General features: G+C 38.9%; 17 protein-coding genes and 1 riboswitch. Of the genes, 9 read left to right on the forward strand and 8 right to left on the reverse strand.

Features of this window, described 5'->3' with window-relative positions; all coding sequences use genetic code 11:
- The first annotated feature begins 188 nt into the window (after positions 1 to 188).
- Positions 189 to 340, forward strand: a riboswitch (cyclic di-AMP (ydaO/yuaA leader).
- A gap of 116 nt (positions 341 to 456) precedes the next feature.
- Entirely contained in the window at positions 457 to 2,283 is a 1,827-nt protein-coding gene (locus tag ACLIJJ_RS07570; RefSeq protein ID WP_411228444.1) for an APC family permease, read from the forward strand.
- A gap of 40 nt (positions 2,284 to 2,323) precedes the next feature.
- Here ACLIJJ_RS07570 and ACLIJJ_RS07575 read toward each other — a convergent pair whose 3' ends face one another.
- Positions 2,324 to 3,097, reverse strand: coding sequence for an acetoin reductase (locus tag ACLIJJ_RS07575; protein ID WP_237941116.1), 774 nt, complete (start codon positions 3,095 to 3,097; stop codon positions 2,324 to 2,326).
- 189 nt (positions 3,098 to 3,286) lie between these two features.
- Here ACLIJJ_RS07575 and ACLIJJ_RS07580 point away from each other — a divergent pair, with 189 nt between their 5' ends.
- Positions 3,287 to 3,772 carry a nitroreductase family protein gene (locus tag ACLIJJ_RS07580; RefSeq protein ID WP_233317741.1) on the forward strand — a complete coding sequence of 162 codons (486 nt, stop codon included), beginning with the start codon at positions 3,287 to 3,289 and terminating at the stop codon, positions 3,770 to 3,772.
- Between the two features lie 37 nt (positions 3,773 to 3,809).
- Here the strand turns inward: ACLIJJ_RS07580 and ACLIJJ_RS07585 are convergent, their stop codons facing one another.
- Complete coding sequence (locus tag ACLIJJ_RS07585) at positions 3,810 to 4,154, reverse strand: helix-turn-helix domain-containing protein (RefSeq protein ID WP_233317739.1); 345 nt, start codon at positions 4,152 to 4,154, stop codon at positions 3,810 to 3,812.
- 179 nt (positions 4,155 to 4,333) lie between these two features.
- Here ACLIJJ_RS07585 and ACLIJJ_RS07590 point away from each other — a divergent pair, with 179 nt between their 5' ends.
- The 3 genes from ACLIJJ_RS07590 (at position 4,334) to ACLIJJ_RS07600 (ending at position 9,514) form a co-directional block, all read left to right on the forward strand.
- Positions 4,334 to 5,332: an asparaginase gene (locus tag ACLIJJ_RS07590; protein WP_233317737.1), complete on the forward strand. Its 999-nt coding sequence runs from the start codon at positions 4,334 to 4,336 to the stop codon at positions 5,330 to 5,332.
- Positions 5,329 to 6,189, forward strand: coding sequence for a YitT family protein (locus tag ACLIJJ_RS07595; RefSeq protein WP_411410813.1), 861 nt, complete (start codon positions 5,329 to 5,331; stop codon positions 6,187 to 6,189). Before ACLIJJ_RS07590 ends, ACLIJJ_RS07595 begins: the two co-directional genes overlap by 4 nt.
- A 331-nt stretch (positions 6,190 to 6,520) precedes the next feature.
- Positions 6,521 to 9,514, forward strand: a complete 2,994-nt coding sequence (locus ACLIJJ_RS07600; RefSeq protein ID WP_411410736.1) for an SH3 domain-containing protein — start codon at positions 6,521 to 6,523, stop codon at positions 9,512 to 9,514.
- A gap of 34 nt (positions 9,515 to 9,548) precedes the next feature.
- On the opposite strand, the gene ACLIJJ_RS07605 is transcribed toward ACLIJJ_RS07600, so the two are convergent.
- Positions 9,549 to 10,670, reverse strand: a complete 1,122-nt coding sequence (locus ACLIJJ_RS07605) for an NAD(P)/FAD-dependent oxidoreductase (protein WP_237941119.1) — start codon at positions 10,668 to 10,670, stop codon at positions 9,549 to 9,551.
- A gap of 422 nt (positions 10,671 to 11,092) precedes the next feature.
- Between ACLIJJ_RS07605 and ACLIJJ_RS07610 the strand changes: the two genes are divergently transcribed.
- The 4 genes from ACLIJJ_RS07610 to ACLIJJ_RS07625 all read left to right on the forward strand — a co-directional run bounded on the left by ACLIJJ_RS07610 (position 11,093) and on the right by ACLIJJ_RS07625 (position 15,313).
- Positions 11,093 to 12,391, forward strand: a complete 1,299-nt coding sequence (locus ACLIJJ_RS07610; protein WP_411410737.1) for a coiled-coil domain-containing protein — start codon at positions 11,093 to 11,095, stop codon at positions 12,389 to 12,391.
- Positions 12,392 to 12,727: 336 nt separating this feature from the next.
- Positions 12,728 to 13,699, forward strand: a complete 972-nt coding sequence (locus tag ACLIJJ_RS07615; protein WP_237941121.1) for a metal ABC transporter substrate-binding protein — start codon at positions 12,728 to 12,730, stop codon at positions 13,697 to 13,699.
- Between the two features lie 109 nt (positions 13,700 to 13,808).
- Complete coding sequence (locus ACLIJJ_RS07620; protein ID WP_233314692.1) at positions 13,809 to 14,516, forward strand: metal ABC transporter ATP-binding protein; 708 nt, start codon at positions 13,809 to 13,811, stop codon at positions 14,514 to 14,516.
- On the forward strand, positions 14,462 to 15,313 hold the full coding sequence (locus tag ACLIJJ_RS07625; RefSeq protein WP_233314691.1) for a metal ABC transporter permease: 852 nt from the start codon (positions 14,462 to 14,464) through the stop codon (positions 15,311 to 15,313). The genes ACLIJJ_RS07620 and ACLIJJ_RS07625 overlap by 55 nt, the downstream gene beginning before the upstream one ends.
- Positions 15,314 to 15,358: 45 nt before the next feature.
- On the opposite strand, the gene ACLIJJ_RS07630 is transcribed toward ACLIJJ_RS07625, so the two are convergent.
- From ACLIJJ_RS07630 to ACLIJJ_RS07650, 5 genes are all read right to left on the reverse strand, one after another.
- Positions 15,359 to 16,321 carry a D-2-hydroxyacid dehydrogenase gene (locus ACLIJJ_RS07630; protein WP_411410738.1) on the reverse strand — a complete coding sequence of 321 codons (963 nt, stop codon included), beginning with the start codon at positions 16,319 to 16,321 and terminating at the stop codon, positions 15,359 to 15,361.
- 114 nt (positions 16,322 to 16,435) lie between these two features.
- Positions 16,436 to 17,239 (reverse strand): phosphonate ABC transporter, permease protein PhnE, encoded by an 804-nt coding sequence (gene phnE / locus ACLIJJ_RS07635; protein ID WP_237941123.1) that lies wholly within the window; start codon positions 17,237 to 17,239, stop codon positions 16,436 to 16,438.
- A complete protein-coding gene (gene phnE, locus ACLIJJ_RS07640; RefSeq protein ID WP_237941124.1) occupies positions 17,236 to 18,054 on the reverse strand; it encodes a phosphonate ABC transporter, permease protein PhnE in 819 nt (272 codons plus the stop codon). Before phnE (ACLIJJ_RS07640) ends, phnE (ACLIJJ_RS07635) begins: the two co-directional genes overlap by 4 nt.
- Positions 18,051 to 18,821, reverse strand: a complete 771-nt coding sequence (phnC, locus tag ACLIJJ_RS07645; protein WP_233314687.1) for a phosphonate ABC transporter ATP-binding protein — start codon at positions 18,819 to 18,821, stop codon at positions 18,051 to 18,053. Before phnC ends, phnE (ACLIJJ_RS07640) begins: the two co-directional genes overlap by 4 nt.
- A gap of 244 nt (positions 18,822 to 19,065) precedes the next feature.
- The gene (locus ACLIJJ_RS07650; protein ID WP_411410739.1) at positions 19,066 to 19,992 is read right to left on the reverse strand and encodes a phosphate/phosphite/phosphonate ABC transporter substrate-binding protein; all 927 of its coding nucleotides are present in this window, start codon (positions 19,990 to 19,992) and stop codon (positions 19,066 to 19,068) included.
- Positions 19,993 to 20,274 lie beyond the last annotated feature (282 nt).

Raw genomic sequence — 20,274 nt, forward strand, 5'->3', positions numbered from 1 at the left:
TCCTTTTTTATTTTTTATTTTATAAAACGATGAATTAACGAGAAAAACAGCAAAAAACAGAGAATTGGTTAGATGAGGACGAGTAATTTGCATTGCCTGCGTCTTTTAGCGTTTTTTTGTTCTTTTTTGCTCTTTTTCCTTCATTTACTTTTTATCTTTTTGGGAGTAATATCTTCAAGTAAATAATATTTCGTAAATCGCTTAATCCATTTTTGGAGCGGGGGACCCAATTTTTATGTGCCGTGATAATGGCGCTTGGGGTGAATCCTATTGCAGGAGGGGCAACTCTCAGATGTCCCAACCCGACAGCTAACTCCGCAAGCGTTTAGAGAGAGGAATAATCTGATGTTCGATTTGACACGATCGACCACGGGGTATCCTCGTGGTTTTTTTGTGTGCAAAAATTGGGATATCGCCTACTTGGAAAGACATTTTACGAGAAAGCTGGAGGGTAACATGAGCGGTTCAATTTTGAAACGAATTTTAATTGGGAAGCCACTAAAAACAAGTGCATTGGGGGAGCAAAAATTAAATAAGCTTAAAGCATTGGCGATTCTTTCTTCTGATGCACTTTCATCGGTTGCATACGGAACAGAACAAATACTGCTCGTATTAGCAGGTATTGGTATTCTCGCATACTGGTATTCTATACCGATTGCCATTGGGGTACTTGTGCTGCTTGTAGCACTGATATTATCATATCGTCAAATCATCTACGCATATCCTCGCGGAGGCGGTGCTTATATTGTTTCAAGAACAAATCTAGGGGAAAATGCCGGCTTGATTGCAGGAGGCTCCTTGCTCGTTGATTATATCCTGACTGTTGCTGTAAGTGTATCAGCAGGTACAGATGCAATTACATCAGCATTTCCTAGCTTACATGAACATAATGTGCTTATAGCCAGCTTGTTTGTTATATTAATTACTATTTTGAACTTAAGAGGAGTCACAGAATCAGCATCTATTCTGGCTTATCCAGTGTATCTGTTTGTTATCGCGTTAGTGGTGCTGATTCTTACAGGTTTATGGAAAATGGTCACAGGTGATGTTGGCAACGCGGTGCATACACCAATTGGTACAGCTGTTCCTGGATTGAGTATTTTTCTATTATTGAAGGCATTCTCATCTGGATGCTCAGCGTTAACAGGGGTCGAGGCTATTTCCAATGCTGTACCGAACTTTAAAGAGCCTTCAGCAAAAAATGCAGTCCGAACATTAACGCTGATGGGAGTTATACTGGGCGTGCTCTTTTCCGGTATTACCTTACTTGCCTATTGGTATGGGATTTCGCCAAAAGCAGAAGAAACGGTTGTATCACAAATCGCTTCAGAGGTGTTTGGCCGGAATGGATTTTATTATTTCATTCAAGTAACGACAGCGCTTATTTTAATATTAGCTGCTAATACTGGCTTTGCTGCGTTTCCGTTGCTTGCAGTCAACCTTGCTGTTGATAAGTATATGCCAAGAATTTTTACAATTCGTGGTGACAGATTGGGCTATTCGAATGGAATTGTTACATTAGGAGCGGCATCTATTCTATTAATTATTCTTTTTAAAGGGAATACAGAAATGCTTATTCCGCTGTATGCAGTAGGTGTATTTATTCCATTTACACTATCCCAAAGCGGAATGATTAAAAAATGGTGCACAGAAAAACCGAAAAACTGGAAGTGGAAAATGAGCATAAACTTGGCTGGGGCATTAATAACACTAACTGTGCTGCTTATTTTATTCACGACAAAGTTTTCTCAAGTATGGTCTGTGCTGATATTCCTACCGATAATCGTCTTTATCTTTCATAAGATTAAAGGGCATTATGAGGATGTTGCCAGCCAGCTCCGTATGGATGAACATCATAAAGCAGAAAAGCCAGAAGGTAATATTGTTATTTTGCCTGTTGCTGGGATAACGAAGGTTGTCGATAATTCTTTAGCATATGCAGAAACGATTGGACAGACGATTATCGCTGTATATGTTGCCTTTGACAGAGAAAGCGAAAAACGGATGGAGGAGAAATGGAAAGCATATAGACCGGATATCCGCCTTGTGACAATCCATTCCCAATATCGCAGTTTAGTGAGACCATTAAGGAGATTCATAGATGTAATTGAAGAAAAAGGAGCAGAAAATAACCATAGTGTCACGGTTATTATTCCACAGTTCATAACGAAAAAAAGCTGGCATAATATCCTGCATAATCAATCCAGCTTGCTTCTTAAAGCCCATCTTCTTTACAGACGAAATGTTATCGTAACTACTGTGCCTTTCCGGTTTAAAAAGTAACAGAGAGAAGGGGGCTCATAAACATGAGCCCCCCTTTTTATTAGCCGTAAAGAATACCGCCGTCGATTAATACTGATTGTCCTGTCATATAGTCTGAATCTTTAGAAGCGAGAAAGGATACAAAATTGGCTACATCTTCTGGTTCCTGTGTGCGGCCTAATGCTATAGATTTAGAGAATTGTTCAAAGGCTTGCCCTTTTTCGAGATTCATATACTCAACCATGCCCTCGTCAATTCTGTCCCACATGCTGGTGCCGACAATGCCTGGGCAATATGCGTTAACTGTTATTTTGGCAGAAGCGAGTTCCTCAGCAGCAGCTTGTGTCCACGCTTTGACTGCAAATTTAGTGGCAGAATAAGCACCTAGTAAGGAATAAGCTCTGTGCCCTGCGATGCTGCAGGCATTAATGATTTTTCCGCCAGTTCCTTGTTTTTTCATTTGCACTGCGGCTGCTTGGATACCGTACAAGGTTCCGAACACGTTGACTTCAAAAATTCTTTGTAAATCCTCTTCCGAAATATTAAGAATAGAATCAACTTGATCTATACCTGCATTGTTTACAAACACATCTAGCTGTCCGTATTCTTGCACCGTTTGTTCTACTAATGCTTCTAGCTCTTGTTTTTTGCTGACATTTGCTTGAATTGCAATCGAATCGATGCCTTTTTCTATCAGTTCGATGCTGGTTCTGTTTGCGCTTTCTTCATTAATGTCACTGACTACAACCTTGAAACCATCTTTGCCAAGGCGTTCTGCAATCGCTTTGCCAATCCCCATTCCGGAGCCTGTGATTACTGCTACTTTTTTATCCATAATGCTACTCCCTTCTATTACTAGTTAATTACCATCCTAATTCCCTGATAGAAAGGCAGTGAAACAAGCAAAACCTTATTTAACAGATTTCCTGGGAAATTTGTCGACAGGATAAAGTAGTTAAAATAACAGAAAAAACTTGCATTCATGTATAATAAAAGAGACTAAAAAGCAAAGGGGATATGAGAGATGAGTTTGGCTACAATTATTAAGGAAAGAAGAACCTTTAAGAAGTTTAAAACAGAAGCTATTGATTTGGAAACAATTAAAGAGCTGCTGCAAGTATCAGCATTTGCTCCAAACCATAAATTAACAGAACCGTGGGAAATCGTATTTATCGGGGAAGAAACAAGGGCTAAGTTTAATCATAAAATCAATTTCGGAGATGCGCCAATTTTATTTGCTGTTTTATCTCACAAAGGAAAGACTGCTTTAGAAAGGGAAGAAAATACAGCTGCGGTGTCTTGTTTTATCCAAAACTTTCTATTGCTGGCATGGGAGAAAGGAATCGGAACTTTTTGGAGTTCTGTAGGCGCTTCTGAGAACGGTAGAAATATTTTAGGTGTGACAGAAGACTATGATGTGATCGGTGTAATTGCAGCTGGGTATCCTGATGAGACGAAGGACGCAAAGGAAAGACAATCGATCGAATTAAAAGTAAAACATTTGAATTAGGGATTTAAAAAACTTGATTTTATTAAATCAGGTTTTTTTATTGAGCAATTTCTTCCTTATCCAGCTGTCTTCTGACTGTTGTAAATGCAACGATATTTGCAATTTCTTCTTTTGTAAGCGGCTTTCCATCTACTGTCAGCACAAGGTTGTCCATTTTCGGAATAGACCCAATTTCTACTTTTGTTGTCTTATTCTTGCGGGAAAGAATTACATCAACAGAAACATCAAACAAGTCTGCTATTTGAATGAGGGCTCTTAATGATGGCTCGCGGTAGCCAGATTCATAGCCGGCATAAGTGCTTTTAGCAATTCCTAAAAGTTCAGCTGTTTCAGCTTGAGACCAGTTTTTGTTTTTCCTAAGTTCACTTAATATTTGCAGCAACTTTAATTCCTCCTTTTACTCTATATTTGGAGTATAGCATGTCAATCCTCGTTTTAAAAGAAAAAATACGCGAATTGAATACATATATTGCTTTATTAATAGGAATGGTACTATAATACAAATAAATAAATACGCGTAACGCATATAAAGAAATGATGGAGGAAGTAGGAGGAACACTCATGAAAAAAATATTGCTGCTTGCAACAGGTGGTACAATTGCTTCTGTAGAAGGAAATGAAGGGTTAGTTCCTGGCATGTCTGCGGAGCAGTTATTAGAGCATTTTGAAGGAGATTCTCAGACTGTTGATGTCACATGTGAAATACTGATGAACAGAGACAGTACGAATATGCAGCCAGAGCATTGGAAAGTGATTGCTGAGGCAATCAGCAACAATTATAACTTATATGATGGTTTTGTGATAACACATGGAACAGATACGATGGGCTATACTTCTGCAGCATTATCATACATGCTTCAAGGATTAGACAAGCCAGTTGTTATTACAGGATCTCAAGTTCCGATCAGCTTTAAACAGACTGATGCAAAGAAAAATGTGGCAGACAGTATCCGTTTTGCAACAGAAAACATCGGCGGGGTATTTGTTGTCTTTGATGGCAGGGTTATCATTGGCACGCGTGCAGTGAAGATGAGAACGAAAAGCTATGATGCTTTTGAGAGTATAAATCATCCGTATGTTGCATCCATTCAAGACAATCATATTCATTATTACTGGAAGCCTGGCAAAGCAGAAGGTTCTTTTAAGAAGGATACTAGCCTGTGTCCAGATGTGTTTCTGTTGAAGCTTCATCCAGGTACGAAGCCGGAAATATTCGACTATTTAAAAGACAACTATAAAGGCATTGTTATTGAAAGCTTCGGCAATGGGGGCCTGCCTTTTGAGGGAAGAAACCTGCTTCCTAAGCTTCAGGAAATGGTAGAGTCAGGAGTGGCTGTCGTCATCTCCACCCAGTGCCTAGAGGAAGGACAAGACTTGTATTTATATGAGGTAGGAAGAAAGGTTGCGCAATATAATGTTATCTTATCGGCGGATATGAACACAGAAGCTATTATCGCCAAGCTGATGTGGGTATTAGGAAAAGCAGATAATGTTAAAGAAGCAAAAGAATGGATGGAGAAGCCGATCGCATGGGATCTTTCAGTGGATTGGGAAAAGTGAAGGTAATTTCGTTTGAGAAGACAGCAAGCTATATTTGGCTCCATATAGGGGTATTGCTTATGGCCGTTAATATTCATTATTTTATGGCGCCAAACCAGTTTGCTTCTGGAGGACTCGGAGGTTTGAGCATTGTCCTTCAAGCGGTGTTCCCTAATATGCCTCTTGGCGGGCTGATGGGTTTGCTCAATATAATATTCTTCCTGTTAGGGTTTGCGTTTTTAGGGTTTCAATTTGGCCTTAAAACAATCTATGCTAGTTTTTTGCTAACGTTTTTTGTTTGGGGATTAGGAGAACTAGATCCTGTCAGTGCACCGTTAAGTCATGATCTTTTCATCCAGCTTGTTGTCGGTACTTTAATCGCGGGCTTTGGGTTAGTGCTTGTATTAAAGCAAAATGCATCTACTGGTGGGATGGACTTAATTGCCATGATACTCAATAAATATTTTTCGATTGAAATAGGCAAGGCCGTACTTATGGCAGATTGTCTTATTTCTGTGGCTGCACTGTTTGTTTTCGGTGTGGAAAAAGGATTGTACGCCTGCTTTGGAGTTTTCTTGAGAGGAATTGTAGTGGATTACTTCCGCAACCAGCTGCAAATGACAAAAGAGGTAGTTATCATTAGCGAGAAATGTGAATTCATTAAGCAGTATATTATTGAAAACCTTCATCAAAGCGCAACACTGCACTCTGCCAAAGGGGCATTTTCTAATGACGATAAAGAAGTTATTACGATTGTATTAGAAAGACAGGATTATATAAAATTAAAAAAATTTATCTATAAAATTGATAAGAGAGCATTCATTACTGTACATAATATGAACGAAGTGATGGGCAGTAATTTTAATAATGTTGTTTAAACAGGCATGTAACAGGGTAAGTATTTCTACCCTGTTTTTTTTTATGTCTTTTTGAGGGGGCAGCTTGATTTTTAGGGATTTTTTGTCTGCTGGCAGTGGGAAAACACGGAAAAATATCTTAATAACTGAAAAAACCATCCGATAATACATAGTATAAAAAGCATTTCTTCATTGTGATAAAACGTGACTATAGTATTATATACGTATAATCGCATAAAGAATAATATAGGTAATATACAGTAAATATATGAGAACAAATTACATAATTAATTTTTGTAGGTCAATAGAATCATATTGTTGGATGTGATTCTAGTAATAAGGAGGTTTTAGGATGAAAAAAGTAATTGTGCCAGGTGTGTTTTTTACGGCATTATCAGCACCTGTCCTTATTCAAGAAGCACAAGCAGCGTCAAATGAGGCTGTTGTAAAGTATGTCAATGTAGAAAGCAACTCTTCCCTTAATGTGAGAAAAAGCGCGTCATCTAGCGCGGCTGTAGTAACAACGTTAAAAAAAGGAAAAGAAGTAACTGTTCTGTCTGAAAGCAATGGATGGGCAAAAATATCTGTTGATGGGAAGACTGGCTATGTAAGCACTGCCTATCTTTCTGAAAAAACTAGTAACTACATAAAATATGTGTCTATTGATCAAGATTCTACTCTGAATGTGCGAAGCGCACCGAATACTTCTTCGTCTGTTGTTACAAAAATAAAAGTGAACACTAGTGTGGAAGTTTCCTCAACATCTAATGGCTGGTCAAAAATAAAAGTGAACGGAAAGGAAGGATACGTAGCTTCTAAGTATTTAGCTGACAAGGTAACAGCAGTAAAGGATAATTCTTCGGAAAGCTCTTCTTCCAAACCAAACACAGCTGCTGAAGCAAAAACAACTACGATGTATGTCAATGTTGACCAAGGTTCAAGCTTAAACATGAGAAACAAGGCTTCAAACAGCGGGTCTGTAATCGTGAAGCTTGCCAGGGGAGTGGCGGTAACATCTTACGGAGATTCTAATGGCTGGACAAAAATAAACGTTTATGGAAAAGAAGGATATGTTTCCACACAATATCTATCAAAAACAAAACCTTCAACATCTACTGCTGACAGTGGTTCAACCAATGTTGTGAAAACTACAACGAAATATGTAAATGTTACAAAGGGTTCCTCATTAAATATGCGTTCTAGCGCCAGCACAAGCGCAAGTGTAGTGTCCAAGCTTGCAAGAGGGACAAAGGTGACAGTAACTTCTGAAGCAAACGGCTGGGCGAAAATTACAGCAGGCGGCAAAACAGGCTATGTGAGTACAAGCTATTTGTCCTCATCAAACCCAGACAGTCAAAGCAGCAACAATGGCAACTCCGGCAATACAGACACAGGCAAAGAAACAGCTGTAACAAAGTATGTGAATGTGGATAAAAATTCAACGCTGAATATGCGTTCAAGTGCCAGCACAAGTGCAAGTGTAGTGTCCAAGCTTGCAAGAGGGACAAAGGTGACAGTAACTTCTGAAGCAAAGGGCTGGGCAAAAATTACAGCAGGCGGGAAAACAGGCTATGTGAGTACAAGCTATTTGTCCTCATCAAACCCAAACAGTCAAAGCAGCAACAATGGCAACTCCGGCAATACAGACACAGACAAAGAAACAGCTGTAACAAAGTATGTGAATGTGGATAAAAATTCAACGCTGAATATGCGTTCAAGCGCCAGCACAAGCGGAAGTGTAGTGTCCAAGCTTGCAAGAGGGACAAAGGTGACAGTAACTTCTGAAGCAAAGGGCTGGGCGAAAATTACAGCAGGCGGGAAAACAGGCTATGTGAGTACAAGCTATTTATCCTCATCAAACCCAAACAGTCAAAGCAGCAACAATGGCAACTCCGGCAATACAGACACAGGCAAAGAAACAACTGTAACAAAGTATGTGAATGTGGATAAAAATTCAACGCTGAATATGCGTTCAAGTGCCAGCACAAGCGGAAGTGTAGTGTCCAAGCTTGCAAGAGGGACAGCTGTTACGGTTATTTCTGAAGCAAACGGCTGGGCAAAGGTGACAGCAGGCGGCAAGACTGGCTATGTTAGCAGCAGTTATTTATCTGCAAGCAAATTGGATGACAGCACTGGCTCTGAGTCTAAACCTGATACAGGTAGCGGTACTGATACAAGCACTGGCAACGGTGAGCAAGGAACAACAAAGTATGTAAATGTCGACCAAGGATCAAGTCTAAATATGCGCAGCAAGCCATCTACTTCTGGAGCGGTTGTTGCAAAATTAGCAGCAGGTACAGCGGTCATTGTCTACTCAGAAGCAGATGGCTGGGCAAAGGTGACTACTAATGGTCAAGAAGGCTATGTCAGCAGTTCCTATTTAACGACTAAACAAGCGGAAACTCCAGGTGTGAGCATTGGGGATACAGTTAAGACATACGTAAACTATGATATGACATTGAATGAAATGGCTGATATCCAAATGAAGGCAAACCCGCAAACCGATAAGGTTTACAATGTCTATATAAGAGAAGATGCTATTGCCTTTAAATCCTCTGATTCGACAAAAGGAACTGTTTTAGGAAGCGGATGGAGATTAAGAGGCGGTGCAGGTACAGAATACCAGGTCGTCAATTCTGTTCAAAACGGTCAAGTGCTGACAGTCACTTCAAAAGTGAAGGGTTCGGACGGTTATTATTGGTATAAAGTAAACAGCACACAATCATGGGTAAATGCAAGCAAAGAAGATACTACGTATTATTTGGATCCAAATAATTTCCTTAACACCACTGTGCAGTCCATGCAGTTTCTTAAACTGTCGGCTAAAGCTGACATTAATGACGCAGAAGTGAATGAACGCATTCTTGCGGGGAAAGGGGTTTTGGCTGGAAAAGCTTCCTCGTTTATCACGGCAGCGAATGCTTATGGTGTGAACGAAATTTACTTAATTTCTCACGCCTTGCTGGAAACTGGCAATGGTTCATCTACATTAGCGAAAGGTGTCCAAGTGAACGGCAAAACTGTTTATAATATGTATGGAATTGGCGCATATGATGGCAGTGCAATTTCAAGTGGTGCTCAATATGCATACAATGCAGGCTGGTTTACACCTGAAGCAGCAATCATTGGTGGAGCTAAGTTTATCGCACAAGGATATATTAATGCAGGACAGGATACGCTTTACAAAATGAGATGGAATCCGGGCGCTGCAGAAAGCACTGGGAATGCAACACATCAGTATGCAACAGATATCGGCTGGGCGTCAAAACAAGTAACCCAAATTCATAATCTATACAGTCTGTTAAACTCTTATACGCTGAAATTGGAAATACCAGTGTATAAATAACAAAAATGCTGACCCAATTATTTGGGTCAGCATTTTATTTTTCACTGATAAATTCATCCAACGCGTAATCTGCTGCGGGGATATCCAGCTCTTTATCTAAAGCAAGCTTAGCAAGCTGCTGGCCGAGATAAGGTCCCATTGTTAGTCCTGATGCACCTAGACCGTTTGCGAAAATAACACTGTCCTGCCCAGGAATTCTTCCGAAAATAGGCAAAAAATCTGCGGTGAATGGCCTAAAACCTACTTTTGCTTCCAAAAATGTACTGTTTAACAGTCCTGGAGCAAACAATAGCGCTTTTTCCATTATCTCTTTCATGCCGCCCGTTGTCAGCCTGTAATCAAGGGCTTCATCATTTTCATGGGTTGCTCCAATTACAATGCGGTTCCCATTTAAGGAAAGGATATACTGATCATGTGGAGGCATTACAACAGGCCAATCGTCGCTGTTTACTTCAGGCATTTGCAAGTGAATAATCTGACCCTTTTGAAAGCTTAAGTCAATTGCCAGCTTTAATGGCTGAAGAAGCTCATTCGCCCATACGCCGGCAGTAATAATAACTTCATCTGCCAGAATTGTTTCATGTGCTGTTTTAATGCCGATAACAGTGCCGTTTTCCATTAGCAAGCTGCAATCTGTTTGAAGAAATATCGCATCTAGTTTTTGAGCAGCAGATAGCAGAGAGTTTCTTAATGCCCAGCCATCAACTCTGGCAGCACCGCTCACATAAACAGACTGGTAGCCGTCCGCTAAAGGAGGGAAGAGCCTCTTTGATTCTTGTTCTGATAGAATCGTAACATCTCCTATTTCTGGTGCATCTTCTTTGCGTTTTAAAGTTCTTTTTACCATCGCTTCTAGTTTGTCTATATTATTGTGCGGGCTGATAGCCCCGACTTTTTTATAGCCTGTGTTAAATTCCCCGCTCGCCTGCAGCTCTTCCACTAAAGCGGGATAATATCTGGCTCCCTCCATCGCAAGCCTGTACCAACGCTTGTTGCGTCGCTGTGATATCCATGGACAAATAATTCCCGCTGCAGCTTTTGTTGCCTGTCCAGAATCCTCTCTGTCCACAATAGTTACTAGCGCACCTTGCTTAGCTAATTCATAGCCAACAGACGCTCCTAGAATTCCAGCGCCTATTATTACTGTTTTTTTCATTATAGTCCCTGCCTTACTAGTTATTAAAATGTGCAAAGTGTTACGTTTATGTGACATAACCTAATATAGGTTGCAGACTGTCCACAAAAAAGCGTACTATTATTTTAAGCTTTTACTAGGATAGATTTCAATCCATGCTATTTTAGGTACTGTATTTCAAGAAAATTACTAGATTAATATAAAATTGAAATATAACTGTAACATTCCTATTACTTAAATGACAAAATGTGATGCTATACTACTAATTGTTGGCGAAAGTTGTACAAAGAATAGAAGTTTCGTCGAAAACTAATCGAACGGCTTACAAAAATGGGCCTTTCCTAATATAATGATGGGGTAACCCCATAAACTTTACTAACTACATAAATTACTAGACAGATAATAATAGAACGTACATTAGACCAGTGCAGGGGGAAAATGAAATGTTAAAAAAGAAATTAGTAGTTTTAAACACAACAATTATGCTTGGACTTGGAAGCTTAGGTATTCCGGCAATCAGCGCAAAAGCAGAAACATCTGCATCTATTGCAAGTGAGCGTACTGCATTACAGGATAAAATTTCTGATGCTGAGTATAAAATTATTGAAGCGCAAGAGAAGCTTGCTGACTTAAATGCACAAATCAAACGTGTAGACAGTGCCGTTGAAGATAATAAAGAGCAAATTGAAAAGACAGAAAAAGATATTAAAAGCACGAAAGAAGAAATTGCTTCATTAGAAAAAGAAATTAAAGACCTTCAAAACAGAATTGAACAACGCAATGAAATTTTAAAAGAGCGTGCTCGCACATATCAAGAGAATGGCGGAAGCGTTGATTATATCGATGTTTTGCTAGGATCTGCTAGCTTCAAAGAGTTTGTTGACCGCGTTGGTGCTGTTGCAACAATCATGGAAGCGGACAAAGATCTTATCCAAAGCAATGAAGCAGATAAACAAGATTTAGAGAAAAAGCAATCAAGCGTTGAAGAAAAGCTATCAGGCTTAAAAGATATGCAATTAGATTTGGAAGAAATGCAAAAGCAAAACCTTGCTAAACAAGAGGAAAATGAAAAAGCGAAAGCTGAATTAGAAGAGAAGCAAAAAGAAAATGAAGCGGCTAAAGCAGAGCTTGAAAAGGAAGATAATTCTCTTGCAGCTAAAGAAGAAGAAATCAAGAAAATGATTAAAGAGAAAAAACAAGAGGATTTAGACAATTTAATCAGTACAACAACTCAAGCAACTTCAAGCTCAAGTTCTGATTCGAGCTCTAGCTCTAGCTCTAGCTCAAGCTCAAGCTCTTCTGCTAAGAAAAGCACATCTACAGCAAAGAAAAGCAGTTCAAGTGAACAAAAAGCAACAGGTGGAAAATCTGCTGTAATTACTGCAGGCTATAAATATATTGGAAACTCAACATATAAATTCGGTGGCGGAAGAACTGCTTCTGATATTGCAAATGGATTGTTTGACTGTTCTGCATTCGTAAGCTGGGCTTACTCTCAAGGCGGATACAGCATCCCTGCAAGCACTGATGCATTGAAAAACTACGGAACACAAGTTTCTTACAGCGATATTCAACCTGGAGATTTAGTATTCTTTGATACTTACAAAAAGGACGGCCATGTAGGTATCTATATCGGCGGTGGCAAGTTCATCGGATCTCAAAGCTCTAACGGTGTTGAAATTGTTTCTATGTCTAACAGCTACTGGAAATCTGTTTTCAACGGAAGAGTAGTACGTATCTAATTTGAACTATTAATAGAAAGCATTACTCGGTGGTTAGAATCATTGGGTAATGCTTTTTATTCTTCATTAAGTATATACCCTTATTTTTAAGCAATATTCAAATATTGTTTAAAAATTTTAAAAATGGCAAGAATGATCATAGCAGACAGAAAAGAGTTAATTAGTTTATAAAAAACTATTGATTTATTCATCCATATAGTTTAAAATCAATAATCGTAATCGTTCTGATTTGAAATAATCTTTTATATTTATAGTTTACATGTTTTATAATCACTTATAAATCGTAATCAATCCGAAATAATCACAGATCATAATGAAAGAAAAGGAGCAGATATAATGTTAAATACATATAAAATACTGATTATGTCGCTAATTGTCCTTGTTATCGCGGCAGGATGCAGCAATGGCAATGGAGAAACGAGTGAAGAGAAAGACAGCGATAAGCTGAAAATTATCACTACTTTTTATCCAATGTATGAGTTTACGAAGAATGTAGCCGGTGATAAAGCAGATGTTGAGCTGCTGATTCCATCGACTATTGAACCACATGATTGGGAGCCAACTCCAAAGGATATCGGTAACATCCAAAATGCAGATTTATTTGTTTATAACAGTGATGATATGGAAACGTGGGTTGCTGATATTGAAGCAAGCATCAATAATGACAAAGTATCTGTTGTTGAAGCAAGTAAAGGCATTGAATTGATGGATGGTGAAGAAGAAGAGCATGAACATGAAGAAGAAGGACATGAAGAAGAAGAACATGAACATGAGCATAGCCATGAAGCTGATCCCCATGTTTGGCTAAGTCCAGTTTTAGCGCAGCAAGAAGTCCAAACAATTACGGATGCAATCGTCAAGGCAGATCCAGATAATAAAGAGTACTATGAAACAAAAAGCAGCGAGTATATCGAACAGCTGAAAGCACTTGATGAGAAATATAAAACAGAGTTAGCAGATAAAACGTCAAATGAATTTATTACACAGCATACAGCATTTTCATACTTGGCAAAAGAATATGGACTTGTTCAAGTGCCGATTTCAGGGATTTCTCCTAGTGAGGAACCAAGTGCTGCCAAATTAGCAGAGCTTAAAACTTATGCCCAAGACCATAAGATAAAAGTGATTTATTTTGAAGAGCTCACTTCTAGCAAAGTGGCTGATACTCTTGCAAAAGAGCTTGGGGCTGACACAGAAGTATTGAATGCATTAGAAGGTTTGAGTGATGAGCAGCAAAAAGCTGGTGAGAATTATATTACAGTTATGGAAGATAACTTAGAGCAGCTGAAAAAATCTCTTTTTGAGTAAAGATATGCTATAATCATTAAGGCGTATGTGAAGCATGTCATCACATACGCTTTCTATGTGAAAAAGAGGATAGTTAAATAGATAATAAAAAACGAAAGGGGAGATTGAGATGGCACTTGCTTCTATTAGAAATATAACATTTGGTTATGAACATCTGCCCTCATTAGAAGATGTTTCTTTCGACTTAGAAAGCGGAGAGTTTGTCGGAATCACCGGCCCGAATGGTGCGAGCAAATCGACGCTGTTAAAGCTAATACTTGGCTTGTTGAAGCCTTGGAGTGGAAATGTTGTTTTAAGCAAACAGAACAGTCAAGGGAAAAAATTGACGGTCGGCTATGTTCCGCAGCAAATATCATCTTTTAATGTCGGCTTTCCGAGCACGGTCTTAGAACTTGTTCGCTCTGGCAGATACCAAAAAAAGAAATGGTATAAGCGGCTTCAGGAAAATGACCATAAGGCAGTCCAAGTTGCATTGGAAATGGTCGGCATGTGGGAGCACCGTAATAAAAAGGTAGGAGATTTATCTGGCGGTCAAAAACAGAAAATCATTATTGCTAGAGTACTGGCATCAGAGCCGGATTTGCTCGTATTAGATGAACCGACGACAGGTATGGATGCTGAAAGCCGCAAAGGTTTTTATGAGTTTATGAGGCATCAAGTTGTATCCCATAACCGAACTGTCGTGATGGTAACACATGAGCAGGACGAAGTAGAAAGCTACTTAGATAAAATAATTCATATTGAGAAAGGAGAGAAGGGAGGATGGAGATGTTTGACCTTGAATTCATGCAAAGAGCATTTTGGGCAGGCGGATTAATTGCTATCATTGCACCGATTATTGGTGTGTTTCTTGTGTTAAGAAGACAGGCCCTGATGGCAGACACTTTGTCCCATATCTCGTTGGCGGGTGTGGCAATCGGCTATTTCTTTCACACTAATCTGACTTTCTCAAGCATTCTTGTTGTTGTGGCAGGTGCTTTAGGAATTGAATATATGAGACGGGCATATCACTCTTATTCAGAGGTTTCTGTTGCTATTTTGATGGCTGCAGGTTTATCCTTTGCCCTCTTTTTAATGAGTATTTCAAGCGGGGGAATGTCGACGAGCATGGATCAGTACTTGTTCGGAAGCATCATCACAATCAGCGAGCAGCAAGTTCTTGTGTTGGCTGCAGTAACTGTTATTATATTGCTATTTTTCATCATTTTTAAACGGTCTATGTATTTAATGACGTTCGATCAAGATACAGCAACAGCTAGTGGTGTGAATACAAATCTGTTATCGATATCATTCAGTATTTTAACAGGAATTGCGATTTCGGTGATTATTCCAACAATCGGTGTGCTGTTAGTGTCCGCATTGCTTGTATTGCCAGCTGCGTTTGCAATCAAGCTCGCAAAGGGTTTTAAAATGGTGTTCATCGTGGCAATCCTAATCGCCTTGTTCAGTATTTTCACTGGTCTTTTCTCATCCTATCAATTAGGAACTCCACCAGGAGCGACAATTACATTGCTGCTTGTCATACTATTAGGTTTTGGTTTCCTTATTCAAAAAATAGTGCTGCACTTCATGCGCTACCATAAACAAAAGGAATACCGAAAAAACTTCGGATAAAATAAGAGAAGGAGCTTTCCAAAATGAAAGCTCCTTTTCGTATACTTAATAGCCTTTCTTGTAATCTACAACATTGATTTCTAATTTCTTTTCAGCAAGGAATCTTTTTAAGTTCGGGATGAATATATCTTCGACTACTCGTTTATCATAATGCTCTGTGGAACCGGAAGTGTGTGGAGTAATGATGACATTATCCATTTCCCATAAAGGGCTCGACTCTTCTAATGGTTCTTTCTCAAATACATCCAGGCCGGCTCCTAAAATTTCTCCTGCAGAAAGAGCGGCTGCCAAGTCAGCCTCTTTAATGATTTCTCCTCTTCCAATATTGATAAGGAAGGCACTGTTTTTCATAAGTTGAAACTGCTCTTTTGTAAACAGATGGTAAGTATCCTCTGTTAGGGGAAGCGTGATAACAACGTAGTCACATTCAGGCAGAACTTCATTAAGCATATCTGTTGTGTACATCTCATCAACATAGTTCTCTGGTTTACCTGAATGGCGGATACCGATAACTTTCATACCAAAAGCTTTTGCTAATTTAGCTGTTTCTTTTCCGATTGCTCCGACTCCGATTACACCAACTGTTTTGCCATGCATCTCTAGCTTAATATCTGCTCCATCCCACTTTTTCTTTACTTGGTTTTTAATATAAGTATGTATATTGCGGGTTAATGACAGCATCAGTGCGAAAACAGTCTCGGAAATAGGAAAGCTATGAACGCCATTCGCGCTTGTTATCGTGATGTCTTTTCCTTCTAAATCTTTTAACGGAAGGGAGTTAACACCAGCACTCCATGTTTGAACCCATTTCAGCTCATCAAGAGCATTCATGCTACTGTCTTCAAAGAATTTTCTCCAGCCAAGTATGATCGTTGTATCTTGCACATGTAGCTTCCATTGCTCCGGCTCGTTTGTCATAATAATATCCCAATCAGGTATTGCTTCTTGAATTTGTTTCACTAAGTTATCCTCTATTTGGCGAGTGATAAGCAGTTTTTGTTTTTTCATCCTATTGCACTCCTTTATTGGATAATAAGTATATTGTAACAATATACAAAAAATTTAACATCTGTTAGATGTAAAAAACCAGCAGACACCTTCATGTACTGCTGGTTTTTCCAATTAAATAATTCTTTTGCGCAAAAAACTGGAAATGGCGTCGATAATGGTAACCATTACGATAATTCCTAACAAGATGATTCCAACTCTGTCCCAATCCCTTGAATTTAACGCGAAAATCAAAGGTGTACCGATACCGCCTGCCCCAATGACACCAAGGATGGCAGCAGCACGAATGTTAATTTCAAATCGATATAAAGTATAAGATAAAAATCCAGGCAATACTTGTGGAAGCACAGCGAACCACAATACCTGCATGCGGTTTGCACCTGTCGCTGTTAATGCTTCAGTCGGACCCATATCAAGACTTTCGATTTCTTCTGAGAACAGTTTTCCGAGCATTCCGATGGAGTGCAATCCTAATGCAAGAACACCAGCAAAAGAGCCAGGGCCTACTGCCTTGATGAACAGAATAGCCATAACAATTTCAGGGAAGGTACGGATAAAGCTCAGCACGAATTTTCCTGAGGATGTAATTGCTTTGCCTTTGCTCATATTGTTTGCTGCCCAGAAGGCGAAGGGAACACAAAGAATTCCAGAAATAAAGGTACCAAGAATGGCAATAGCTAATGTATCCAGAAGGCCGCGCAATAAATCCTCGCCTTCAGGCAAATATACATAATCCCAATCAGGATGAAAGATTCCGGAAAAAATTGCTTTTGAGATTTGTCCTGCTGTTTCTTTAATATCATTTACAGGCATGCCTGCAAAAGCCCAAATATACACTAATGCGAGCAAGATAAAAATGACTGTCCTAAAAAGGTATTTTTTCTTTGGCTTATTAACTTTAGTGGATAGTTGGCTCATAATAATTTCTCCCGTAATTTCGTGCTAATATAATCAATCACTAACACAACAACTAACGTCATGATAATGATGGAAGCAGTCTTATCGTATTCAAGGAATCCAAGCGTTTTATCGTAATATTCCCCGATTCCACCAGCGCCGACCAGTCCAAGGATGGCAGCAGCCCGGACATTTACTTCAAATGTATATAAAACATAGGAAGTGAAATGAGCAGTTACTTGAGGAATAACACCAAAAAACACCCATTGCACCTTATTTGCTCCTACTGCTGTCATCGCTTCAAGCGGACCTGGGTCAATAGACTCGATAGCTTCATACAGCAGCTTTGCAACTAAACCAATAGAAAATATAGACAGTGCGATAATACCTGGAAGGGCACCAAGACCGAAAATAGCAACAAATATACTGGCAAGAAGCAGATCAGGTATTGTCCGGATTAAGTTAAGGATAAACCGGAATGGATAGACTATCCATGAGTTACGGATAATATTGCTCGCACACAGCAATGCAAGCGGGACAGCAATGATTGCTCCAAAAGTGGTGCCGATAACAGCCATACGGATTGTTTCAAGCATCGGCTCTAATATGTTCTCGAAATAATGCCAGTTTGGCGGCCACATTTGTACAAGCAAATCAAACATGTTAGGAAAACCGATTGTTAAGTCAGCAATGGAAGATTCTGTTTTAAAGGAGCTCCACCACAGTAAAGCCACTACTAAAATGATCGTGAAAATCATCTTTGTTTTGGCAGGCGGTTTTGGGGCATTTCTTAGCCCTGCTTTTGGTTCATTAATGTTCGGTTCGTTTATGCTCATACTGGTTCACCTAACAGCTCGTCTTTTTTGATTGGTCTGCCGTAAATTTCTGCAAACACTTCATCTGTGGCAGCTTCAACAGGTCCATCAAAGACTACTTCACCTGCCCTTAAACCGATAATTCTAGTCGCATACTCGCGGGCAAGATCAATGAAGTGAAGGTTAACTACTGTTGTAATGCCATCTTCTTCATTAATTCGCTTTAAGTCGTCCATTACTTGTTTTGTTGTTAATGGGTCAAGGGATGCGACCGGTTCATCCGCTAATATTACTTGCGCCTCTTGTGCGAGGGCGCGTGCAATCGAGACACGCTGCTGCTGTCCGCCTGAAAGCTCGTCCGCACGAGAATAAGCTTTTTCTAAAATATTAACCCTATTTAAGGCGTTTAAAGAAAGTTCGACATCATCTTTTGGAAAAGCCCCGAGAATCGTTCGGAATGTGTTATGATAGCCAACACGTCCGGATAGTACATTTTTTAATACGGTAGAGCGTTTTACAAGATTGAAGCTTTGGAAGATCATGCCGATATCACGGCGGATTTTTCGGAGGCCGGAGCCTTTTGCTGCAGTGATGGATTTGCCGTCTATCAAAATTTCGCCTTCTGAAATTTCATGCAAACGATTGATAGAACGGAGGAAGGTTGATTTTCCGGCACCAGAAAGCCCGACAATTACAACGAATTCACCTTTTTCAATCGTAATGTTAATGTTATTCAAACCCTTTGTACCATTCGGATAAATTTTCGTAACATTTTTAAACTGTATCAATTGCCTACCAACTTTCTCTTAATTTTAGAAAAAGAACCTAAACAACAAGCTTCTTTTTTCTACTAAACAACGGAATTTACTAACTCCGATGCTTAGTAGAGAAAATAAGTCCAACCACCTAGTATTTTTACTAGATGGTTGGTTGAATAGATTTATAGTGATTAAAAGAACTTGAATTGCATGTATGTAAAAGAATTTTCTTTAAACATTTAGAAATCCATGCACTTTTGTCCTAATATATATACTATTCAGTCTTTACTTTTTCTGCATATTCACGTACAACATCGAAATTGCTGTCATCAGAAACAACATATCCTTCATGTGTGTAAATTTCTCTTATGATTTCATGGCCTTCATCACTTTTACCGATGGAAATAAATGCATCTTGTAATTTCTTTTTCCATTCGTCTGTCATGTCAGAGCGTACAGATACTGTATCGTTAGGAATTTCCTCTGTAAAAGAAATAACCTTTGTATCCTCAAACACAGTTGGGAAATCTGCTTTTACAATGTTACGAGCATCTTGGAAAACAGCTGCAGCATCCACATCACCATTAAGTAGAGAGATGATTGCTTGGTCATGACCTTTTACTGTAATACCTTGTACATCTTTAAGTGGGTCAAGATCATTATCCATTAATGTAGCCGCAGGCCATACATACCCAGCAGATGATGTAACATCTTGGAATGCGATTTTTTTGTCTTTTAGATCAGCAACGGAGTCGATGCCAGAATCGTTTTTCACTACGAAAATAGATTTATAGAAATCTACCAATTCGTCTTTTTCTGAACCATCATCATTAATACCTTTACGTTGTGCTTGAAGAATTACATCAGCAGCATCTTTTTCTTTAGCTAATACATAAGCTGTTGGAGGCAAGAAGCCAACGTCAACTTGTTTAGAAGCCATTGCTTCAATAATTGTGTTGTAGTTAGTAGAAACACTTACTTTCACTGGAATGCCTAGTTCATCAGATAGCAAATCTTCAAGCGGTTTTGCTTTTGCTTCAAGTGTATCAGCACTCTGAGAAGGAACAAACTGAACGGTTAATTCCTTTGGTTCATATCCCTCTGACGCGTTTGAGCCAGTTTCATTTGATGATCCACAGCCAGCAAGAACACCTGCTGCTAACGACAAAGATAGACCGAATGTTGCAATTTTTTTGAACATTATTTTACCTCCGAAAGATGTTATGTGTTATTACATGTAAAAATATAGCATATAAAATTGTAAAATAGTGAAAATTTTGTATAAAAAAATTATTATTTTTTTGTAAATAGTAACTATTGAAATATTCTGATAATTATTGTAAAACTAGTTATGTCGGCGTTTTTGAAAGAACAATGAATGGACAAATGTTTATTATTTTCCAGAAAATATTATTGTGAAATATTGCACTAAATAGATAGAATGCTATTTTCTGAAAAAAAAGAAAGAAAAAATGATACTCTT

The sequence above is a fragment of the Niallia laureatilytica genome (assembly GCF_046613985.1).
Classification (GTDB): domain Bacteria; phylum Bacillota; class Bacilli; order Bacillales; family Cytobacillaceae; genus Niallia.

Excerpts from the sequence above, each read along its gene's own strand:
- ACLIJJ_RS07580 (WP_233317741.1), top strand. The coding sequence starts at position 3,287 with ATGAGTTTGGCTACAATTATTAAGGAAAGAAGAACCTTTAAGAAGTTT.
- ACLIJJ_RS07615 (WP_237941121.1), top strand. The coding sequence starts at position 12,728 with ATGTTAAATACATATAAAATACTGATTATGTCGCTAATTGTCCTTGTT.
- ACLIJJ_RS07600 (WP_411410736.1), top strand. The coding sequence starts at position 6,521 with ATGAAAAAAGTAATTGTGCCAGGTGTGTTTTTTACGGCATTATCAGCA.
- ACLIJJ_RS07630 (WP_411410738.1), bottom strand. The coding sequence starts at position 16,321 with ATGAAAAAACAAAAACTGCTTATCACTCGCCAAATAGAGGATAACTTA.
- ACLIJJ_RS07570 (WP_411228444.1), top strand. The coding sequence starts at position 457 with ATGAGCGGTTCAATTTTGAAACGAATTTTAATTGGGAAGCCACTAAAA.
- phnE (WP_237941124.1), bottom strand. The coding sequence starts at position 18,054 with ATGAGCATAAACGAACCGAACATTAATGAACCAAAAGCAGGGCTAAGA.
- ACLIJJ_RS07605 (WP_237941119.1), bottom strand. The coding sequence starts at position 10,670 with ATGAAAAAAACAGTAATAATAGGCGCTGGAATTCTAGGAGCGTCTGTT.
- ACLIJJ_RS07590 (WP_233317737.1), top strand. The coding sequence starts at position 4,334 with ATGAAAAAAATATTGCTGCTTGCAACAGGTGGTACAATTGCTTCTGTA.
- ACLIJJ_RS07625 (WP_233314691.1), top strand. The coding sequence starts at position 14,462 with ATGGAGATGTTTGACCTTGAATTCATGCAAAGAGCATTTTGGGCAGGC.
- ACLIJJ_RS07650 (WP_411410739.1), bottom strand. The coding sequence starts at position 19,992 with ATGTTCAAAAAAATTGCAACATTCGGTCTATCTTTGTCGTTAGCAGCA.
- ACLIJJ_RS07620 (WP_233314692.1), top strand. The coding sequence starts at position 13,809 with ATGGCACTTGCTTCTATTAGAAATATAACATTTGGTTATGAACATCTG.
- ACLIJJ_RS07610 (WP_411410737.1), top strand. The coding sequence starts at position 11,093 with ATGTTAAAAAAGAAATTAGTAGTTTTAAACACAACAATTATGCTTGGA.
- phnE (WP_237941123.1), bottom strand. The coding sequence starts at position 17,239 with ATGAGCCAACTATCCACTAAAGTTAATAAGCCAAAGAAAAAATACCTT.
- ACLIJJ_RS07575 (WP_237941116.1), bottom strand. The coding sequence starts at position 3,097 with ATGGATAAAAAAGTAGCAGTAATCACAGGCTCCGGAATGGGGATTGGC.